This window comes from Glycomyces amatae (assembly GCF_020991375.1).
GTDB lineage: Bacteria > Actinomycetota > Actinomycetes > Mycobacteriales > Micromonosporaceae > Glycomyces > Glycomyces amatae.
In genome coordinates this window covers 79,113-98,499 of sequence record NZ_JAJLQZ010000001.1, presented here as the reverse complement: position 1 = coordinate 98,499, position 19,387 = coordinate 79,113, and the positions used below count along the sequence as shown (strand labels likewise).

Sequence of the window (19,387 nt, the reverse complement as noted above, 5' to 3'; positions counted from 1 at the left end):
CCTCGGGCGGCGCTTACAGGCCGGCGATGAAGTTCTCGACGGCCACGCGGGCCTCCTCGTCGGAGAACTGCTTGGCCGGGGACTTCATGAAGTAGCTCGAGGCGCTCTCGACGGGGCCGCCGTGGCCGCGGTCGAGGGCGATCTTCGCCGCGCGCACGGCGTCGATGATGACGCCCGCGGAGTTCGGGGAGTCCCACACCTCGAGCTTCAGCTCCGCGTTGAGCGGCACGTCGCCGAAGGTGGTGCCCTCCAGGCGGATGTACGCCCACTTGCGGTCGGTCAGCCACGGCACGTGGTCCGAGGGGCCGATGTGGACGTCGGCGCCGCGCATCTCGTGCGGGATCTGGGAGGTCACCGACTGGGTCTTGGAGATCTTCTTCGACTTCAGGCGGGTGCGCTCCAGCATGTTCATGAAGTCCATGTTGCCGCCGAAGTTCAGCTGGTACGTGCGGTCCAGGCGCACGCCGCGGTCCTCGAACAGCTTCGCCAGCACGCGGTGGACGATGGTGGCGCCCACCTGCGACTTGATGTCGTCGCCGACGATGGGGATGCCGGCGTCGGTGAACTTCTTCGCCCACTCGGGGTCGGAGGCGATGAACACCGGGAGGGCGTTGACGAAGGCGGCGCCGGCGTCGATCGCGGCCTGCGCGTAGAACTTCGCGGCGGTCTCCGAGCCAACGGGCAGGTAGCAGACGACGACGTCGGCGCGGGCCTCCTTGAGGGCGGCGACCACGTCGACGGGCTCCTCGGAGGACTCGGTGACCATCTCGGTGTAGTACTGGCCCAGGCCGTCGTGGGTGGGGCCGCGCAGCACCGGAACGCCGGTGGGGGGCACCTCGGCGAACTGGATGGTGTTGTTCTCCGAGGCGTTGATGGCGCTGGCCAGGTCCTGGCCGACCTTCTTCGCGTCGACGTCGAACGCGGCGACGAACTCGATGTCGTTGATGTGGTAGTCGCCGAACTGGACGTGCATGAGGCCGGGCACCCGGTCCTCGGGAGCGGCGTCACGGTAGTACTCGACGCCTTGGACCAGCGAAGAGGCGCAGTTCCCCACGCCGACAATGGCTACGCGCAGCTTACCCATCGCGCATGCCTCCTTTGCCTTGTTTATCTGGGTCTCCGGCGCTCGCGGCCGGATCGGGTGTTCCCTGGGCCGGGGCGGACTCGCTCCGTCCCGGTTCGGCGATCGGGTCGCCGAAATCGGTGTGCTGCCGGGGGCGGCGGTTCTCCTCGGAGGCGATGAGCTCGTTGAGCCACCGGACCTCGCGCTCGGCGGTCTCCAGGCCGTGCCGCTGGAGCTCGAGCCCGTAGGCGTCGAGCCGCTCGGCGGTGCGGGCCAGGGCCTCCCGGATGCGCTCGCGCCGCTCCTCGACGCGGCGGCGCCGCGCCTCCAGGATGCGCAGGCGCGTGGCCGGGTCGGTGCGGGAGAAGAACGCGAAGTGCACCCCGAACAGGGCCTCGTCGGCGGACTCGGGGCCGGCGTCGGCCATGAGGCCCGCGAAGTGCTCTTTGCCCTCGGGTGTGAGCCGGTAGACCTTGCGGGCCCGGCGCCCGGTCAGCATCGGTGTCTCTGCGGCACCCTCTGCCGGGGTCTCCTCGGCGATGAGTCCGCGCTGACGCATCCGCTTGAGGGTGGGGTAGAGGGAGCCGTAGCTGAACGCGGCTCTGATGGCCCCGAGCAGGGACAGGAGCCTTTTGCGCAGCTCGTAGCCGTGCATGGGGGTCTCGTGCAGGAGCCCCAGAATGGCCAGCTCGAGCATCGCGCCCCTCCTTCCACGGCGGTCTCACCAAGCGATGTATCGGTTCGATATATCAGGGACACCATAGCGCGCGGTCGGAAATCACGTCAAGGCGAGCCTCCGAGCCCTGTTCAGAGGGGTTTCCATCCGATAAGCTCGGGCCCACCAAGCGATCTAGCAGAGTCCTCTCAGGTTCGGTGTGCGAAACTGCGAGGCGACCGGCCACCCCCCATGCCGGGAGTAGACCTTTGCGAACACGCCGGTCCGCCGGGCGCGTCCCCCCTGGGATGCCGCGCGCCGGGTGCACCGGGCCGACCGGCAGGACCCGGCCCCAGCCTGGGTTGTACAGCACGTGGATGGTTGAGCAATGAGCGACTACGGATATCGTCCGGCCCCGCCCCCTGAGGACGGACGTCCGGGAGGCGGTGGCCAGCAGGGCGGCCGCTCCTACGGCGGTGCCTCGCGCAGCGCCGGGTCCGGGCAGCCCGACTACGGCTGGGGCGGGCAGCAGGGCGGCGGCGCGCCGCGGCCCCGCCCGCAGCAGCAGTACGGGACCCCCGCCTCCGGCTCCGCCGCGGTCGGCCGCGGCTCGGCCTCCGTGGGCGGCTCCGGCCGGGCCTCGGTGGGCGGCGCCTCGGGCTCCGCCTCGGTCGGCGGGCCGGGACGCTCCGGACGCGCCTCTGTGGGGTCGGCCTCAGTGGGCTCCGCCTCGGTCGGTTCGGCCTCCGTGGGATCGGCCTCGGTCGGCTCCGCCTCCGTGGGCTCGGCGTCGGTCGGCACCAGCCGCCCGCCGGGCCGCGAGGACACCCGCACCTCCCGCCCGGGCGCGGGCGGCCGCCGCCGCGCCGGCAAGGGACCGGTCGACGGCGAGGACGGCAAGAAGCGCAAGCGCCTCGGGCGCAAGATGTTCGCCACGCTCATCGCCCTGGCCGTCCTCTTCGTGGGCGCCGTCACCGTGACCGGCGCCATCTTTCTCCAGAACACCCCCCCGCTGTCGGGCGTCTTCCGCCAGGGCGAGTCGTCCGCGTTCTACTACGCCGACGGGACGACCCAGGCCGGCGCCTACGGCGACACCCTCCGCCTCCAGGTCGAGCCCGGCGACGTCCCCGAGACGGTCACCGACGCGCTGGTGGCGCTTGAGGACCGCAAGTTCTGGGACCACGGCGGCGTCGACTACGTCGGCACCATGCGCGCCCTGATCAACAACGTCACCGGCGGCGACACCCAGGGCGCCTCGACGATCACGCAGCAGTACGCGGGCATGGTCCTCGACGCCCGCGACGAGATGTCCTACGACCGCAAGGCCCGCGAAGCGGCCATGGCCATGAAGATGGAGTCGGAGTACGACAAGGAAGAGATCATCACCGCCTACCTCAACATGGCCTACTTCGGCCGGGGCGCCTACGGCATCGAGGCGGCGGCGAAGAACTACTTCGGCATAGAGCTCAAGGACGTGACCATCGAGCAGGCCGCGTTCATGGTCATGCAGGTCAAGTCGCCCAACGGCTACTACGACCCGTACTACACCGACGCGTACAACGAGGAGGCCGCGCAGGGCCGCTGGAACTTCACGATGGACGCGCTCGTCGAGACCGGCCAGCTCCCGCAGTCCGAACGCGACGCGCTCGAGTACCCCACGCCGATCGACGAGTTCAACTCCTCGGGCTCCTGGGGCGGCAACACCGACATCGGCTTCATCATCAACGAGCTCGACGGCTACGTGTTCGACGAGCTTTGGACGCGGTACGGCATCTCCAAGGAGGAGCTCAGCGGCGGCGAGGACAATCCCAACGGCGGCGGCTACTCGGTCACCCTCACCATCGACCCGAACATCCAGAACGCGCTCAAGACCACCGGCTCCCGCGGCGACGTCAAGGTGGAGCGGAACGAGAACGGCGAGCCGGTCGACAAGGACGGCAACGTCGTCACCGACCTCAGCGATGCCGAGAAGGTTCTGACCGACGAGGGCTACGCCCAGTTCGTCAACAGCAACGAGGACGCGGCGCTCGTCGACTACGACCCGTACATGATGACCGCCATGGTCGCGATCGACCCCGAGACGGGCGCGATCGTCGGCTACTACGGCGGCGACAACGGCTTCGGCGTCGACAAGGCCGGCGCCGAGTCCCCGCACCCGCCGTCCTCGACGTTCAAGATGGTCACCGCCGCGACCGCCCTCGACCAGGGCGACTCGACCCAGACGTGGTTCAACGCCGACTCGCCCCGCCCGTTCGAATCGCTCACGCTCGACGACACCGAGAGCTGCATCGGCGGCGGCGACTACCCCGACTGCACCCTGCGCAACGGCAACCAGGGCTACCCGCTGGAGCTGACCCTCACCGACGCGGTCCGCAAGTCGAAGAACACGCCGATGTACGCGATCTCGGAGCACTACGGCGCCAACGCCATCCTCGACCTCGCCGACCGGATGGGCCTGTCGGTGATGAACCAGGCCCGCCAGATCGAGGACGACAACGGCGAGATGCACGACGTGAGCGTCAACTACGTCATGCAGGACGACGGCACCTACACCCAGCACGGGAGGGCCGTCGACGCCGAGAACAACTCGATCGTGGACGCCTCGGGCAACTGGGACGTCTACGCGGACATCCAGGTCGACGAGAACTGCAACCCGATCATCAACACCGACGGCCTGTTCCTGGCGGCCGAGGAGTCCACGCCGTGCGAGATCGGCGGCAAGAACGAGACCGACCCGTTCTACCACCACCTCTCGTTCGGCCAGTACCCGACCAGCGTGCGCGACATGGCCTCCATCTACGCGACCATCGCCAACAACGGCGTCTACCACGAGTCCCACTTCGTCGCCGAGGTCAAGAACAGCAGCGGCGAGGTGGTCGAACCGGTCGAGGAGCTCACGGCCGAGCAGGTCATCTCCGAGGAGACCGCCCGCAACCTCCAGTGGATCGGCTCGGAGATCGCCGGTGAGACCGACGCAGAGAAGCTCGACCGCGACTACTTCGGCAAGACCGGCACCTGGGAGGCCGCCGGCGAGGACAAGGACGGCAACGAGTACCCCGACTCGTACAACGCCCACGCGTGGTACGTCGGCGCGATCCCGCAGCTGTCGATCGCGGCCTGGGTCGGCAACGTGACCTCCGAATCCGATCCGATCGCCAACGACCAGGGCGACAAGACCGCGGTCTTCGGCTCGAACACCGCCTACCCGGTCTGGCTCTCCGCGATAAAGCGCGTCCTCGACGCGGAGGACTGGGACGCGGAGGAGTGGGACGGCAAGGTCGACTCCCAGGGCAACAAGACGTACTGGGACATCGAGGCGGCCGGCGGCCCGCGCGATGGCGGCGAGTTCTGCGCCGCGAACGCCGACAACGAACTGTGCGCGGGGCAGCAGGAGGAGCAGGCGCAGGAGGACTGCGAAGCGGACGGCGGCACCTGGGACGGCGAGACGTGCCAGCCCGGTGAGAACGAGGACGACGACAACGGCACCGACCAGCCGACGACCGACCCGACGACCGATCCGACCGACGACGAAGGCGGGGAAGAGGATTGCGGCGGCTTCATGCAGCCGCCGTGTGACGACCCGACCACGGACGGCCCGACCACCGAGGCGGGCGAGTCCCCTGATGGGCCGGACGGCAACAACAGATAGCGCGCACCGGGCCGAGGCACCACGCCTCGGCCCGTATCGCGACGACGGCGGCATGGGCCACAATAGGGCCCATGCCGCCGTCTTTCTCCGAGCCGCCGCCCTCAGCCGAGCCGCCGAGCACCCCGCAGACCCGGGCCGCCCCCACCCTCACCGACCGCGTCGCCCGGTTCGCCTCCGGCTTCATCGGCGGCCCCGCCGGCGACCACGCCGTCGACCCGCCCCGCCGCAGGTACTGGACGCCGCTGCGGGTCATCCTCCTCACCGGCCTGATCGCCTTCGCCGTCAACTGGCTCCAGAAGTACCCCTGCGCAGCGGGCGGATGGGTGGACTGGCAGCAGTACACCGGCGCCTGCTACACCGACATCCGCGCCCTGTGGGGCGCCGAGCGGCTGAACGAGGGCGCCGTCCCCTACCGTGACCACCCGGTCGAATACCCGGTACTGACCGGATGGTTCATGGGGATCCTCGGGCAGATCGCCTACCGCGCCGGCTCGGTCCTGGGCACCGACGGCGGCCCGATCTTCTGGCACCTCAACGCGGTCGTGCTGTTCATCTGCGGCGCCGCCGCCATCGCCGTGCTCCACCGGATCCGCGAGGACAACCGCCGCACCGACCTGCCCGGCCCCGACCCGGACCCGGCCCTGCTGCGCGCCCGGCCCTCCCGGCCGTGGGACGCGATGATGCTCGCCGCCGCGCCCGTGATCCTGGTGACCGCCACCGTCAACTGGGACCTGTTCGCCGTCGCGCTCGCGATGCCGTTCTTCCTGTACTGGCAGCGCGGCCGACCGGTCGCGGCCGGGCTGTTCCTCGGCCTCGCCGTCGCCGCGAAGTTCTACGCGCTCCTGTTCATCGGACCGCTCCTCGTCCTGGCCCTGCGCCGGCGGGAGCCGCTGCCCGCCCTCAAGGCCGTCGCCACCGCCGCCGTCGTGTGGGCCGCGATCAACGCGCCCGTCGCCTACTTCTGGCGCGAGTCGTGGATGCGGTTCTTCGAACTGAACTCCGAGCGGCCCGTCGACTGGGGCACCGGCTGGTACGTGGTGCGCGGCCTCACCGGCTGGGAGGCCCTGTGGGACTCCGAGTTCGTCAACGACATGTACCTGGTGCTGTTCGCCCTGTCCTGCCTCGGGATCGCCGCACTGGGGTTCTTCGCCCAGCGCCGCGCGCCGATGGAGGACGCGGCGCCGCGCCTGGCCCAGCTGTGCTTCCTGGTGCTCGCCGCGTTCCTGCTGTTCGGGAAGGTCTGGTCGCAGCAGTACGTGCTGTGGCTGCTGCCGCTGGCGGTCCTCGCCCGCCCCAAGTGGGGCTTCTTCCTGGTCTGGCAGGCCGCGGAGCTGTTCTACTTCTTCGCGTTCTACGGCAAGATGCTCCAGGTCTCGGCCGAGGAGGGCCGCGGCATCCCCGAGGGGCTGTTCCTCGCCGCCGCCGCCTCGCGCTGGCTCGCCGTGGCGGTCATGTGCGCGCTGGTGGTCCAGGAGGTCCTCATCCCGCGTCTGGACGCGGTGCGATTCCTTCCCTTGCGGCCCATGCCAGCAGCTCGGCCTCCGCTTCCTCGCGGGGCATCGGGCCGCGCTCCAGCCGCAGCTCCTTGAGATGGGCCCACGCCCGGCCCACCTCGGGGCCGGGCGCCAGGCCCAGCAGCGCCATGATCGCGTTGCCGTCGAGGTCGGGGCGCACCGCGCGCAGGTCCTCCTCGGCGCGCAGGCGCGCGATGCGCTCCTCGAACGCGTCGTAGTCGCGGCGCAGCCGCTCGGCCTTGCGCCGGTTGCGGGTGGTGCAGTCCGAGCGCACCAGGACGTTGAGGCGGTCGAGCTCGCTCCCGGCGTCGGTCACGTACCGGCGCACCGCCGAGTCGGTCCAGCCGGTCCCCTCGCCGTCGCTGTAGCCGTAGAAGCGCAGGTGCAGGGAGATGAGGAGCGACACGGCCTGCACGTCGGCCTTGGGGAACTTCAGCTCGCGCATCCGCCGCCGGGCCAGGCGCGCGCCGGCCACGTCGTGGTGGTGGAAGGTGACGCCGCCGCCGGGCGTGACGGCCTTGGTCTCCGGTTTGCCGATGTCGTGCAGCAGCGCCGCCAGCCGCAGCAGCGGGTCGGGGCCGTCGGTCTCGAGCGCGATCGCGTTGCGCAGCACCTGGAGCGAGTGCTCGTAGACGTCCTTGTGCTGGGCGTGCTCGTCGATCTCCATGCGCAGCGCCGGCAGCTCGGGCAGGAACCGGTCGGCCAGGCCGGTGTCGACCAGGACCCGCAGGCCCGCGACCGGGTCGGGGGCGCACATGAGCTTCACGAACTCGTCGCGGACGCGCTCGGCGGTGATCCGGTCGAGCTCGGGCGCCATGCGGTGCATGGCGTCGAGGGTGCCGGGGTCGATCGCGAAGCCCAGCTGCGCGGCGAACCGGGCCGCGCGCAGCATCCGCAGCGGGTCGTCGGCGAACGAGGACTCCGGGGCGGCGGGGGTGCGGATGGTGCGCCGCGCGATGTCGGCGATGCCGCCGAACGGGTCGGCGAAGGCGTGCCCGGGCACCGAGACGGCCATGGCGTTCACGGTGAAGTCGCGGCGCTCCAGGTCGTCCTCGAGCCGGTCGCCGTAGCGGACGACGGGGTTGCGGCCGACGCGGTCGTAGGCGTCGGCGCGGAAGGTGGTCACCTCGACCTGCTCGCCGCGGAACCGCCCGCCGATGGTCCCGAAGTCGGCGCCCGTGGTCCACACCGCCGAGCAGCATCCGCGCAGGATCGCCTCGGTCGCCTCGGGGCGCGCGTCCGTGGTGAAGTCGAGGTCGCTCACGGTGCGGCGCAGCACCGCGTCGCGGACCGGGCCGCCGACCAGGTGCAGCTCGTACCCCTCGCCCGCGAACACCCGACCCAGCTCATCGGCTATCGGCGGGACCGTGATTTCCTTACCGCTACTGTTGTCAGACATCGCCGGGCAAGCTTAGCGGAGAGTGCGAGAATGGCCGAACCTAGCGCGAGACCGGGACCGGGCCCCGACCGGGGCCTCGGGTACCGGCCGCCAGGCCCCGCCCTGGGCCCCCATCCCGACGCGAACGCCCGGAACGCCCCCGCCGGACCCCAGACCGGCGACGGGTACACCGCCGCCGGACCCGCCCCGACGCCCACGACGCCACCGCCCCCGGCGCCGAAGGGCAAGAACGTGGTCCGCTCCAGCCTCCTGATGGGCGCGGGCTCCCTCGTCTCGCGCGTCACCGGGTTCGGGCGGACCGTCGTCATCTCCGCGGCCGTCGGCGCGGGCCTGCTCGGCAACTCGTACACGACCGCGCAGTACTTCCCGCAGATGATCTACGAGCTCGTCCTCGGCGGCGTGTTCGCGAGCATCATCATGCCGCTGTTCGTCAAGGCCCACAAGAACGACCCCGACGGCGGCGACGCGTTCGCGCAGCGCCTGCTCACCCTCGCGGCCCTCGTCCTCGGCGGCGCCGCGCTCGTGGTCACCCTGGCCGCGCCGGTCATCGCCGCGGCCATGGCCGAACCGGTCCAGCGCGACCTGGTCACCGAGTTCTCCTACCTCATGCTCCCGGCGCTGCTGCTCTACGGGCTCTTCGCGGTCCTGTCGGGCGTGCTCAACTCCCGCGAGCACTTCGGCGCCCCCATGTGGGTCCCGATCATCAACAACCTCGTGGTCATCACCGTCGGCGCGGTCTTCTTCGCCGTCTACACCTCCGGCGCCGAACCGGACGCGAGCGGCGAGCTGTTCGGCACCGCCGACCAGGTCACGAACGGGATGATCCTGCTGCTCGGCGGCGGCACCACCGCGGGCGTGGTCATCCAGGTGCTGTGCCTGGCCCCGGCCCTGCGCCGGGCCGGGTTCCGGTGGCGGCTGCGGTTCGACTTCAAGGCCCTGCCGCTGGCCGACATCCGCCGCATGGCCGCCTGGACGCTGCTGTTCGTGGCCGCCAACCAGATCGCGGTCATCGCCGTCGTCAAAATCGCCAACGCGGCCTCGGGCGCCGACGAGCCGGGCGGCGTGTTCGTGCCCGGCACCACCGTCTACAACAACGCCTTCCTCATGATGATGATGGCGCACGGCATCGTCGCCGTCTCGGTCATCACCGCGCTCATGCCGCGCATGACCCGCGCCGCCGACGACCGCCGCTGGCCCGAGCTGGTCGAGCACCTCTCCTCGGGCATCCGCCTGGCGAGCTTCCTGCTGGTGCCGATCGCGGCCGCGTTCATCGCCCTGCACGAGCCGATCGCGCTCGCGATCTTCCAGTGGGGCGCCTACGACCACACCATGGCCGTCGCCACCGGGCAGGCGCTGCTCGCGGTCGGGATCGTGCTCCTGCCGTTCTCGATCAGCCAGCTCCAGATCTACGCGTTCTACGCCCAGACCGACACCCGCACCGTGGGCCTGCTCAACCTGCCGGTGATCGCCATCCGCATCGGCGGCTACCTGCTGGCGTTCGCGCTCCTGCCCCTGGAGTGGGTCGTGGCGGGCCTCCTCGCCGCGAACGGCGTCTCCTACCTGGTGAGCCTGCTGCTGTCGATGAGCCTGCTGCGCAAGCGCGTCGGGCTGCTCAGGATGCGCCGGACCGCGAGCGGCCTGGTGCGCTCGGGCGCGGCCGCCCTCATCGCGGGCGCCGCGGCCTACGGCGGCTGGCTCGCGTGGCCCGACGTGTCCGCCTCCAAGCTCGGGCAGTTCGGCGCCGCGATCGTCCTGGGAACGGCGCTCGTGGGCGTGTATCTCGCGGCCTGCCTGGTATTCCGCGTCACTGAAATGGCGTCGCTCCAGGCAACGGTGCGCGCAAAGCTGCGACGATGAGGCAAGTACCATCCATACGTGCACTCTGGCCGGACGCGCGCACTCGAACGGATCGCGAACCGACCCGTCCGGCCCCTGAACACGACCGGCCGCGGTCGGCCAGACCCCTCAGCGGGGTCGCATTGAGAGGGGAGGACCCCGCATCATGAGTTCTGCCGAAGTGCCGTCCGTGGGCGACCTGCTCGCGGAGCGGTACCGCCTCGAAGAGCACGTCGGAGGCGCGAACGGGCACCGCCAGCTGTGGCGGGGCGTCGACGTCCTCCTGCACCGCTCCGTCGCGGTCGTCCTGCGCTCCCCCGGCGGCGAGGACGCCGCCCCCACCATGACCGCCGCCGTCGCCGCCTCCCGCGCGCACGTCGACTCGATGGTCGACGTGTACGACGCGGTCGACGAGGGCCGGTTCGCCTACGTCGTCAGGGAGTGGGTCAACGGCTCGTCCCTGCGCGGCGTGCTCGAGCGCCAGACCCTCGAACCCGCCCACGCGATCGAACTGGTCGCCTCCGTCGCCGACGCCGTCGCCGCCCTCCACGAAGGCGGCGTCACCCACGCCGACCTGCACCCGGGCACGATCCTCCTGTCCGAGGACGACCGGGTCATGGTCACCGAGCCGCGCAACGAGCCGGGCAACACCGCCGTCGAAGACGTGCGCGCGCTCGGCGCGACCCTGTACGCGTGCCTGACCGGGACCTGGCCGCGCGTCGTCCCGGCCGAGAACACGGGCCTGCCGGACGCCGCCACCGACGAGTGGGGCCGCGTCCTCGACGCCGCCACGGTCGTCCAGGGCCTGCCGCCGCGGGTCTCGCAGCTCACCGCCGACCTCCTCGACCACACGCAGGCCCCGCCGTCCGCCGCGGAGCTCGCGGTCGAGCTGCGCCGCCTCGTCGAGGCCGGCGGCGCCGAGCCCACGGCCCTCCAGCCCGCGGCCGGCGGGGGCGTCCTCAGCTCGATGAACCTCGGCCGCTTCAGACCCGACACGCCGCCCGCGGGCATGAAGCGCCTCGCGGTGGTCGCGGCCGTGATCGCCGCGGTCATCTTCGGCGGCGTGGTCACCAGCGCGCTCGTCTTCGGCGGCGAGGACGACCCGGCCGAGGCCGACGAGCAGGTCGCCGGCGCCGACACCGGCGCCGAGGCCCCCGAGGAGACCACCGAGGTCGCCGCGCCCAGCGAAGTGGAGCTGTCCGAGGACGCGATCCGGGTGGTCGACCCGCCCGACGGCGACCGCGACCAGGGCGAGGGCGTCGAGGCCGTCATCGACGGCAACGCCTCCACCGGGTGGTCCACGAACACCTACTACAACGACCCGGCGTTCGGGAACCTCAAGCCGGGCATGGGCATCCTCATCGACCTCGGCGAGGAGCAGGAGGTCGCCTCGGTCCGGGTCCAGATGACCAGCGCGGGCGCCACGGTCGGCCTGCTCGCGGGCGACGAGGACCCCGGCGACTCCTCCGACGGCGACCAGGCCATCGTGGACGACTTCTCGGTCCTGGCCGAGCCGGTCGAGGACGCCGACACCAACATCGAACTCCAGACCGGTGGCGAGGCGACCCGCTTCATCGTGGTCTGGGTGACCGAGCTGCCGCCCGCCTCGGGCGGGTTCAAGCTCACCATCTCCGACATCAACGTGTTCGTCCGGTAGCCGAGGCTTCCCGTGCCCGCCCCGCTCCCGCCCCGGCCCGGGCCCGCCGACGGCGCCGCACCCGGCGCGGACGGCGGCTTCGGCGGGCCGGCGCCCGACCGCGAGGCCCTCGGCGACGCCGCGCTGCTGCGCCGCCACGTCGAGGGCGACCGGGAGGCGTTCGGGGAGCTGTTCCGCCGCCACCGCGGCCGGCTCTGGGCGGTGGCGGTGCGCACGCTCGCCGACCCCGAGGACGCCGCCGAGGCGCTCCAGGACGCGATGATCAAGGCCTACCAGGCCGCCGGGTCCTTCCGCGGGTCCGCGGCGGTCACCACCTGGCTGCACCGGATCGTCGTCAACGCCTGCCTGGACCGGATCCGGGCGGCCGGGCGCCGCCCCACGGTGCCGCTGCCCGAGGACGACCTCGCGGCGGCCGCCCCGCGGGCCGCCGACCCGGACGGGGACCCGCAGCAGGCGGCGCTGCGGCTCAGCGTCCACCGGGCGCTCGCGGAGCTCCCGTTCGAGCAGCGGGCCGTGCTCGTCTACATCGACATGCTCGGCTACCCGGTCGAGGAGGTCGCCGCGATCCTCGACGTGCGGCCCGGGACGGTGAAGTCGCGGGCCTCGCGGGCCCGCAGGCGCCTCGCGGCGCGCCTGCCCGAGTTCGGACCGGCCGCGCGGGGCGAGGGGAACCCGCCGCCGCAGCGCGGCGTCGAACCAGGAGCCACGAGCGGCACCGCCAACGGCCGGGAGGAGGGGAACCGATGAGCCAGCACCGCGACGCCGAGGCCGAGGCCGGCCGCCTCCTGCGCGAGGCCTCCGACGGCTACCCCGACCTTCCCGGGCAGGTCGCCCACCGGCTCGACCGGGTCCTGGAGTCCCTGCCCGCCGCCGACCGGCTCCACGGCGCCCCGGCGCCCGCGCCCGCCCGCGCGGGCCTCTTCGAGCGGTGGGCCGAACGCCTGCGCCCCAAGCGGGTCCGGTACGCGATCCTCAGCACCGCCGCGGCCGTGCTGGTCACCGTCGGCGCGGTCGGCGTCGCCCTCCAGTACGTCGCGGCCCCCGCCGACGAGGCGGGGTCGTCCGCGGTCCAGGGCAGCGAGGACGCCGCCGGGGACCAGGGCGCGGTCGAGGAGGAGGCGGCCCCCGAGGCCGCCGGGGAGGACGACCAGACCATGAGCGGGGAGACCCGCGCGCCCGGCGACGACTTCGACGGCCTCATCGCCGGGGTCGAGACGTTCGCCACCGGCAGCGACTACAGCGCCGACGCGGACCTGCTCGAGGCCCTGCGCTCGCTCGGCGCCGACTCCACCGCCGGGGAGGTCCCCGCCGAGCTCGCGGACCTGGCCGCGGGCGGCGAGTCCTGGCAGCGCTGCGAGGAGGCCGTCACCGAGCGGTTCGGGAGCCTGCTGCTGGCGGTCGACTTCGCCCGCTACGAGTCCGAGCCCGCGCTCATGGTGCTGCTGCTCTCCGCCGACGCGGGCGAGACCGCGGTGGCCCTCACCCCGGCGTGCGGCGAGGGCGTGGTCGAGACGCTGGCCGTCCAGCCCTGACCACCCGCACCCGTCACCCCGCCCATCCGGCTCGCTGCGCTCACCACTCCCCAAACCGGAGGCCGCTGCGCGCCCGCCCTCCCACCCGCACCCGTCACCCCGCCCGACCGGCTCGCTGCGCTCACCACTCCCCGAACCCGAGGGCGCTGCGCGCCCTCATCCACCTCACCCGCCACAGCCGTCGAGTGAGCTTGCCCACGATCGGCCCATGCGCCTGTCACAAGCCCGCCACAGCGTCGGGACGTGGAATTTCGGGTCAATAGGATGGCGTTGAAGCTGCCAGATCCACCGCACTCCCGGGAGCCGACCCGGAGCGCCGAACCACAGGAGCGAACCCGGTGAGCGAAATCCGCGACGTCATCATCATCGGCTCGGGCCCGGCGGGCTACACGGCCGCGCTGTACACCGCCCGCGCCGACCTGCGCCCGCTCGTGTTCGAGGGCTTCCAGTTCGGCGGCGCCCTCATGCAGACCACCGAGGTCGAGAACTTCCCCGGCTTCCCCGAGGGCATCATGGGCCCCGAGCTCATGGACTCCTGGCGCAAGCAGGCCGAGCGCTTCGGCGCCGAGCTCGTCTCCGACGACGTCACCGCCGTCGACCTCTCGGGCCCGGTCAAGAAGGTCCGCGTCGGCGACGAGGAGTTCCAGGCCAAGACCGTCATCCTCGCCACGGGCTCGGCGTACCGGCCCCTGAACGTCCCCGGCGAGAACGAGCTCATGGGCCGCGGCGTCTCCGCGTGCGCCACCTGCGACGGCTTCTTCTTCCGCGACCAGCACATCGCGGTGGTCGGCGGCGGCGACTCGGCTATGGAGGAGGCCACGTTCCTCACCAAGTTCGCCTCGAAGGTCACCATCGTGCACCGCCGGGACGAGTTCCGCGCCTCCAAGATCATGGCCGACCGCGCCCTGGCGAACCCGAAGATCGAGGTCGCCTGGAACTCGGCGGTCACCAAGGTCAACGGCGAGGGCGGCAAGGTCGCGAGCGTCGACCTGGTCGACACCGTCACCGGCGAGGCCCGGGTCCTGGACGCGACGGGCCTGTTCATCGCGATCGGCCACGACCCGCGCTCGGAGCTGTTCAAGGGCCAGGTCGAGCTCGACGAGAACGGCTACGTGAAGGTGGCCGCGCCGTCCACGCGCACCAACCTCGAGGGCGTGTTCGCGGCGGGCGACCTCGTCGACCACACCTACCAGCAGGCGGTGACCGCGGCCGGGACCGGCTGCGCGGCCGCGCTCGACGCCGAGCGTCACCTCGCCGACCTCGAATCCTGATTCCCGCTCGTTCACACACACAGGAGGATGCCCATGGGCGCCATCAAAGCCGTCACCGACGCCGAGTTCCAGGCCGAGGTGCTGGACTCCGACAAGCCGGTGCTGGTCGACTTCTGGGCCGAATGGTGCGGCCCCTGCAAGAAGGTCGCCCCGGTCCTCGAGGAGCTCGCCGCCGAGAACGACGGCATCGTGATCCGCAAGCTCGACACCGACGCGAACCCGGAGATCACCCGGAAGTACCAGGTGATGAGCGTGCCGACCATGATCCTGTTCAAGGGCGGCGAGCCCGCGGACCAGCTCATCGGCGCCCAGCCCAAGGCCGCCATCCGCAAGTTCCTGGGCCAGTAGGGAACACGACTACCGCAGTGTTCGGGGCGAAGCCGTTCGGCTTCGCCCCGAGCACTGCTCGCGTTTTACGGGCGCCAGGACGTGTCACACCCCGCGGATAGACTCAAGACAAGGGCTCCCCAAGGCGGACAAATCGGGAATATCCGCTTTCACATTCAGGAGCCGTCCGCGTTGTCGACGGTCGGAGCGGCCGGCGGCCGAAGCCTTCAGTGGTCGAAGAAGTCGCCGTCTCGCTGCGTCCCGGGCCGGTCCAGGCGCGAGCGGCCGGTGGTCGCCTCGCCGAAGAACTGCTCCAGCTCGGTGTCGTCGAGCTTGAACCACTCGACGGGGTCGTGGAGCTCCATCGACTCCTCGGCCTCCACGCTCCGGTCGATCGCCGAACGCAGCTCCAGCCGCAGCCGCGGGTAGCGCGGGTCGCTGCGCACCGTCTTGAACCCCACCGAGCGGTAGAAGTCGGCGGGCACCAGGCACGCGTTCGACTCCCCGCGCGCGTCCCCGAACGTCTCGATGGCGTAGATCCCCCGCCGCCCCAGGTCGGCCGCGACCGTCTGCACCAGCTGGCGGCCCAGCCCCGTCCCCGCGTAGGTCGGGTTGACGTATGCGGTCATCAGGAGCGCCGCGTCGGGCGAGACCGGCCCGGACGGGAACTCCATCGAGCGGGGCACGAACTTCGGCGACGCGTAGGTGACGTACCCGGCGACGGCCTCGCCCTCGTAGGCGATCCGGCCGCACCCGCCCCACTCCAGGAGGGTGTGGGACAGCCACGCCTCCTTCTCGACGACGGGCTCGCCCACCTCGCGCACCGCCTCCGCGCGCAGGGGCGACAGCTCCCAGAACACGCAGGCGCGGCAACGCCCCGGAACGTCTTCCAGGGAGTCGAGTGTGAGGTTGACCATGCGCCGATGCACCCGTACAGCCTACGTCGCCGAGGGGTCCACATGACGGAAAACACGCGCGGCCCGCACCGCGTGTGCTAGTAGAGTGGTCCGATCACCGCCGGGGTCCCGTAGGCTGATCGAAACGCATCCGCACCCCAGCAGCCCTGCAAGGGTCTGCGCCGGGCGGGCGCGCCCGCGGCGGCGTACGGCCCCGACATCCATAGACGCACGATCCGCGGCCGCCGGTCGCGGGCGACGAGGACCATCTGAGGAGGTCTCCGCGTGTCCGGTACCACACTCGACGATTACACCGGTCGCTACGCATCCCGGGTCCACGGGATGGCACAGTCGGAGATCCGCGCACTGTTCTCGGTCGCATCGCGCCCCGAGGTCGTCTCCCTCGCCGGGGGGAACCCCTACACCGCCGCGCTCCCGATGGACGAGCTCGGCGAGATGTTCACCCGCCTGCTCTCCCAGGTCGGCGCCGAGGCCCTCGGCTACTGCCCCGGCCAGGGCAGCGTCGCGCTGCGCGAGGAGCTGTGCGGCGTCCTGGCCCGGTCCGGCATCCGCGCCTCGGCCGACGACCTCGTCCTCACCACCGGCGCCCAGCAGGGCCTGGACCTGCTCGCCCGCACCTTCCTCGACCCGGGCGACATCGTCCTGGCCGAGGGCCCGACCTACGTCGGCGCGCTGGGGGCCTTCCAGGCCGCCCAGGCCGACGTCCGGCACCTCCCGATGGACGACGACGGGCTCGTCCCCGCCGGGCTCGAGGAGGGACTCGCGGCCCTGGAGCGCGAAGGGCGCCGCGCGAAGTTCCTCTACACGATCCCGACCTACCAGAACCCGGCCGGCGTCACGCTCACCGAGGACCGCCGCGAGGAGGTCCTCGCCATCGCCGAGCGGCACGGCCTGCTCGTCATCGAGGACGACCCGTACTCGATGATCAGCTTCGAGGGCGCCCCGCCCGCGCCGCTGCGCGCCCGCGCCGAGCGCGGCGTGATCTACCTCGGCACCGTCTCGAAGATCTTCGCGGCGGGCCTGCGCCTGGGCTGGGTCCTCGCGCCGCCGGCCGTGCGGGACAAGCTGCTCCTGGCGATCGAGGCGTCCATCCTGTGCCCCTCGGGGCTCACGCAGGAGGCGACGCTGCGGTTCCTCACCGAGATGGAGTGGCGCCAGCAGGTGAAGGTGTTCAACACCCTCTACCGGGACCGCCGCGACGCCCTGCTGGGCGCGCTCGGCGACTACATGCCCGAGGGCATGACGTGGACCGTCCCGGGCGGGGGCCTGTTCATCTGGGCCACCCTGCCCGAGGGCCTGGACTCGAAGGCGATGCTGCCGCGGGCGCTCCAGGAGCGCGTCGCGTACGTCCCGGGCACCGGTTTCTACGCCGACGGCAACGGCCGCAGGGAGATGCGCTTGAACTTCTCGACCCAGACCGCCGAGTCCATCCGGGAGGGCGTGCGCCGGCTGGCCGGCGTCGTCGCCGGCGACATCGAGCTGCGCGACACCTTCGCCGGAGGGGCCGCATGACGGCGGGCGCCGCGGCGTCGGACGTCCGGGTGCTCATCCTCGCCGGCGGCATGTCCTACGAGCACGACGTGTCGCTGAAGTCGGGCCGCCGGGCCGCTGACGCCCTCCAGCGCCAGGGGATGGCCTGCGAGGTCCGCGACCTCGACGGGGAGCTGCTGCCCGCGCTCCAGGAGTTCCCGCCCGACGTGGTGCTGCCGCTCGTGCACGGCTCGCCGGGCGAGGACGGCTCGCTCCAGGCGGTGCTGGAGCTCTCCGGCGTCCCGATCGTGGGCACCGGTTCGATCGGCGCGCGCCGCGCGTGGAACAAGATCACGGCCAAGGACCTGCTGCGGTCGGCCGGCATCCCCACGCCGGACTGGACGTCGATGCCGCGCCAGGCGTTCTCGGACTTCGGGGCGCGCAAGCTCCTGGACCGGATCGCCGCGAAGATGGGCCTGCCGCTGGTCGTGAAGCCGAACTCGGGCGGCTCGGGCCTGGGCGTGCACGCCGTGCACAAGGAGGACGACTTCCCCTCGGCGATGATGGGCTGCTTCTCCTACAGCGACGAGGCGCTCATCGAGTCGTTCGTGGAGGGCCGCGACATCGCGGTGGGCGTGGTCGACCTCGGCGAGGGGCCGCAGGCCCTGCCGCCGGTGGAGATCGCGCCGCTGCACGGCGACTACGACTACGCCGCCCGGTACAACCCGGGGGCGACGCGCTGGACCGTGCCGGCGGCCATGGACGACGCCGTGGCGGCGCGGGTGGCCGAGCTCGCGATCGAGGTCCACCGCACGCTCGGCCTGGGCGACATGTCGCGGGTCGACCTCATCGTGGACGACGCGGGCGCCATCCAGGTCCTGGAGGCGAACGTCGCGCCCGGCACGACCGAGACCTCCCTGCTGCCCATGGCGATCGAGGCCGCGGGCCTCGACTTCGGCGAGGTCCTGGCGGTCATGGTCCGCCGGGCCCTGGACCGGGCCTGACCGCAACCCCGCAGGAGCGACAAGGGCGCCGATGTTTCACGTGAAACATCGGCGCCCTTCACCGTTCCCAGGGTTCGGCCCCGCGAATATGAAACGGTATATTCCCGAAATGTCCGCCCGGGGGACCCCTAGATTCAAAAATATCGCGGAGGTGCGACAGGAACGGCCCCTCGGCGTTCACCCGATCGGGTGCGGAGTCCTCAGTCCTTGACCGGCTCGGTCGTCAGCCTGCTCGGTCGTCGATCAACTCGGTCGTCGATCAGCTCAGTCGTCCGCGAGCCAGGCGGCGATGTACTCGAGGTTCATCTGCCACTCGTGCTCCTCGACCGGCGGCAGGATCTCGTCCCACATGGTCATGAACGGGCCGCGCAGCTGAAGGTAGCCGTGCGGCCGGGCCAGGAACCACTGCTGGAGGTGCGCGGTGCCGTCGCCCCACCGGTTCACATGCACCTGGGCCACCGATTCGAGCGAGCGGATCGCCCGCTCCAGGCGCACCGTGAGCACGCCGAGCTCGGCTGCGTGCATCGTGGAGAGGTCGCCGAGGTCGAGGTGCGCCCGCGGCTCCAGGATCACCACCACCGGCAGCCCGCTCGGCGCGGGCGGGCTCTTGAGGCGCCACCGCTCGTTGGACCACAGGTAGGCCGAGTCCGGCGTATGGCAGGCCGCGCACTGCTCCTGGCGGTCGCCGCGGCGCGGCGGCTCGGCGCCCACCGGTTCCTGGAGCGGCTTGATGCGCAGCTCGCCCTCGAACGGGAAGGCGGGCCAGCCGACGAAGGCGGGCAGGGTCGGCCGGACGCCGCTCGCACGCGGGTTCGGGTGGGGTCGGGGAGGGTTCGTCAGGTCGGGATCGGCATTCGGACCGGGGGTACTCGCAGCTGCCACCATCGAAAAATACCGCATGGATGCGCGACTGGAAACCGCCGGAATCCACCTTTTGACAGATTTCACCTGGGTTACGCGTTCGACGCCCGTCCGGACTCCCGACAATGGAGCTCGCATACCCCCCGAACCAGGCGAATCGTTCCCGGACAAGGGGTTTCGAGGCCGATCGTGACGTGCGCCCATATGCCGGGAAGCCCCTGTCCGGAGGCCC

At 71.7% G+C, this 19,387-nt stretch carries 14 protein-coding genes and 1 pseudogene; 10 read left to right on the top strand and 5 right to left on the bottom strand.

The window, feature by feature from the left end; all coding sequences use genetic code 11:
- Window positions 1–13: 13 nt before the first annotated feature.
- Together LO763_RS00470 and LO763_RS00465 are read right to left on the bottom strand one after the other, a co-directional pair.
- The gene (locus LO763_RS00470; RefSeq protein WP_230599873.1) at window positions 14–1,084 is read right to left on the bottom strand and encodes an inositol-3-phosphate synthase; all 1,071 of its coding nucleotides are present in this window, start codon (window positions 1,082–1,084) and stop codon (window positions 14–16) included.
- Window positions 1,085–1,138: 54 nt separating this feature from the next.
- Window positions 1,139–1,760 (bottom strand): annotated as a pseudogene (locus tag LO763_RS00465) (PadR family transcriptional regulator); the annotation flags it as partial.
- Window positions 1,761–2,106: 346 nt separating this feature from the next.
- On the opposite strand from LO763_RS00465, the gene LO763_RS00460 reads away from it, so the two are divergent.
- Both LO763_RS00460 and LO763_RS00455 read left to right on the top strand, forming a co-directional pair.
- Window positions 2,107–5,367 (top strand): transglycosylase domain-containing protein, encoded by a 3,261-nt coding sequence (locus LO763_RS00460; RefSeq protein ID WP_230599871.1) that lies wholly within the window; start codon window positions 2,107–2,109, stop codon window positions 5,365–5,367.
- A gap of 71 nt (window positions 5,368–5,438) precedes the next feature.
- Window positions 5,439–6,956 carry a glycosyltransferase family 87 protein gene (locus LO763_RS00455; RefSeq protein WP_230599870.1) on the top strand — a complete coding sequence of 506 codons (1,518 nt, stop codon included), beginning with the start codon at window positions 5,439–5,441 and terminating at the stop codon, window positions 6,954–6,956.
- On the opposite strand, the gene LO763_RS00450 is transcribed toward LO763_RS00455, so the two are convergent.
- The gene (locus tag LO763_RS00450; RefSeq protein WP_230599869.1) at window positions 6,847–8,280 is read right to left on the bottom strand and encodes a CCA tRNA nucleotidyltransferase; all 1,434 of its coding nucleotides are present in this window, start codon (window positions 8,278–8,280) and stop codon (window positions 6,847–6,849) included. The two genes, LO763_RS00455 and LO763_RS00450, sit on opposite strands and share 110 nt — an antisense overlap.
- Before the next feature lie 30 nt (window positions 8,281–8,310).
- Here LO763_RS00450 and murJ point away from each other — a divergent pair, with 30 nt between their 5' ends.
- From murJ to trxA, 6 genes are all read left to right on the top strand, one after another.
- Window positions 8,311–10,137, top strand: coding sequence for a murein biosynthesis integral membrane protein MurJ (gene murJ, locus LO763_RS00445; RefSeq protein WP_230599868.1), 1,827 nt, complete (start codon window positions 8,311–8,313; stop codon window positions 10,135–10,137).
- 145 nt (window positions 10,138–10,282) lie between these two features.
- On the top strand, window positions 10,283–11,773 hold the full coding sequence (locus LO763_RS00440; protein WP_230599867.1) for a protein kinase family protein: 1,491 nt from the start codon (window positions 10,283–10,285) through the stop codon (window positions 11,771–11,773).
- A gap of 123 nt (window positions 11,774–11,896) precedes the next feature.
- On the top strand, window positions 11,897–12,520 hold the full coding sequence (gene sigM, locus LO763_RS00435) for an RNA polymerase sigma factor SigM (RefSeq protein ID WP_304608763.1): 624 nt from the start codon (window positions 11,897–11,899) through the stop codon (window positions 12,518–12,520).
- Entirely contained in the window at window positions 12,517–13,305 is a 789-nt protein-coding gene (locus tag LO763_RS00430) for a hypothetical protein (protein WP_230599865.1), read from the top strand. Before sigM ends, LO763_RS00430 begins: the two co-directional genes overlap by 4 nt.
- Before the next feature lie 338 nt (window positions 13,306–13,643).
- On the top strand, window positions 13,644–14,576 hold the full coding sequence (gene trxB, locus LO763_RS00425) for a thioredoxin-disulfide reductase (RefSeq protein ID WP_230599864.1): 933 nt from the start codon (window positions 13,644–13,646) through the stop codon (window positions 14,574–14,576).
- Window positions 14,577–14,609: 33 nt separating this feature from the next.
- Window positions 14,610–14,924: a thioredoxin gene (gene trxA, locus LO763_RS00420; protein WP_230599863.1), complete on the top strand. Its 315-nt coding sequence runs from the start codon at window positions 14,610–14,612 to the stop codon at window positions 14,922–14,924.
- A gap of 206 nt (window positions 14,925–15,130) precedes the next feature.
- On the opposite strand, the gene LO763_RS00415 is transcribed toward trxA, so the two are convergent.
- Window positions 15,131–15,832 (bottom strand): GNAT family N-acetyltransferase, encoded by a 702-nt coding sequence (locus LO763_RS00415; protein WP_369431886.1) that lies wholly within the window; start codon window positions 15,830–15,832, stop codon window positions 15,131–15,133.
- A gap of 252 nt (window positions 15,833–16,084) precedes the next feature.
- On the opposite strand from LO763_RS00415, the gene LO763_RS00410 reads away from it, so the two are divergent.
- Window positions 16,085–17,332, top strand: a complete 1,248-nt coding sequence (locus LO763_RS00410; protein WP_230599861.1) for an aminotransferase-like domain-containing protein — start codon at window positions 16,085–16,087, stop codon at window positions 17,330–17,332.
- Window positions 17,329–18,294: a D-alanine--D-alanine ligase family protein gene (locus tag LO763_RS00405; RefSeq protein ID WP_230599860.1), complete on the top strand. Its 966-nt coding sequence runs from the start codon at window positions 17,329–17,331 to the stop codon at window positions 18,292–18,294. Before LO763_RS00410 ends, LO763_RS00405 begins: the two co-directional genes overlap by 4 nt.
- A gap of 264 nt (window positions 18,295–18,558) precedes the next feature.
- On the opposite strand, the gene LO763_RS00400 is transcribed toward LO763_RS00405, so the two are convergent.
- A complete protein-coding gene (locus LO763_RS00400) occupies window positions 18,559–19,176 on the bottom strand; it encodes a hypothetical protein (protein WP_230599859.1) in 618 nt (205 codons plus the stop codon).
- Window positions 19,177–19,387 lie beyond the last annotated feature (211 nt).

What these genes read in the sequence shown, in the direction of transcription:
- LO763_RS00460 (WP_230599871.1), top strand. Translation starts at nt 2,107, where the DNA reads ATGAGCGACTACGGATATCGTCCGGCCCCGCCCCCTGAGGACGGACGT.
- LO763_RS00450 (WP_230599869.1), bottom strand. Translation starts at nt 8,280, where the DNA reads ATGTCTGACAACAGTAGCGGTAAGGAAATCACGGTCCCGCCGATAGCC.
- murJ (WP_230599868.1), top strand. Translation starts at nt 8,311, where the DNA reads ATGGCCGAACCTAGCGCGAGACCGGGACCGGGCCCCGACCGGGGCCTC.
- LO763_RS00440 (WP_230599867.1), top strand. Translation starts at nt 10,283, where the DNA reads ATGAGTTCTGCCGAAGTGCCGTCCGTGGGCGACCTGCTCGCGGAGCGG.
- LO763_RS00405 (WP_230599860.1), top strand. Translation starts at nt 17,329, where the DNA reads ATGACGGCGGGCGCCGCGGCGTCGGACGTCCGGGTGCTCATCCTCGCC.
- LO763_RS00470 (WP_230599873.1), bottom strand. Translation starts at nt 1,084, where the DNA reads ATGGGTAAGCTGCGCGTAGCCATTGTCGGCGTGGGGAACTGCGCCTCT.
- LO763_RS00455 (WP_230599870.1), top strand. Translation starts at nt 5,439, where the DNA reads ATGCCGCCGTCTTTCTCCGAGCCGCCGCCCTCAGCCGAGCCGCCGAGC.
- LO763_RS00430 (WP_230599865.1), top strand. Translation starts at nt 12,517, where the DNA reads ATGAGCCAGCACCGCGACGCCGAGGCCGAGGCCGGCCGCCTCCTGCGC.
- trxA (WP_230599863.1), top strand. Translation starts at nt 14,610, where the DNA reads ATGGGCGCCATCAAAGCCGTCACCGACGCCGAGTTCCAGGCCGAGGTG.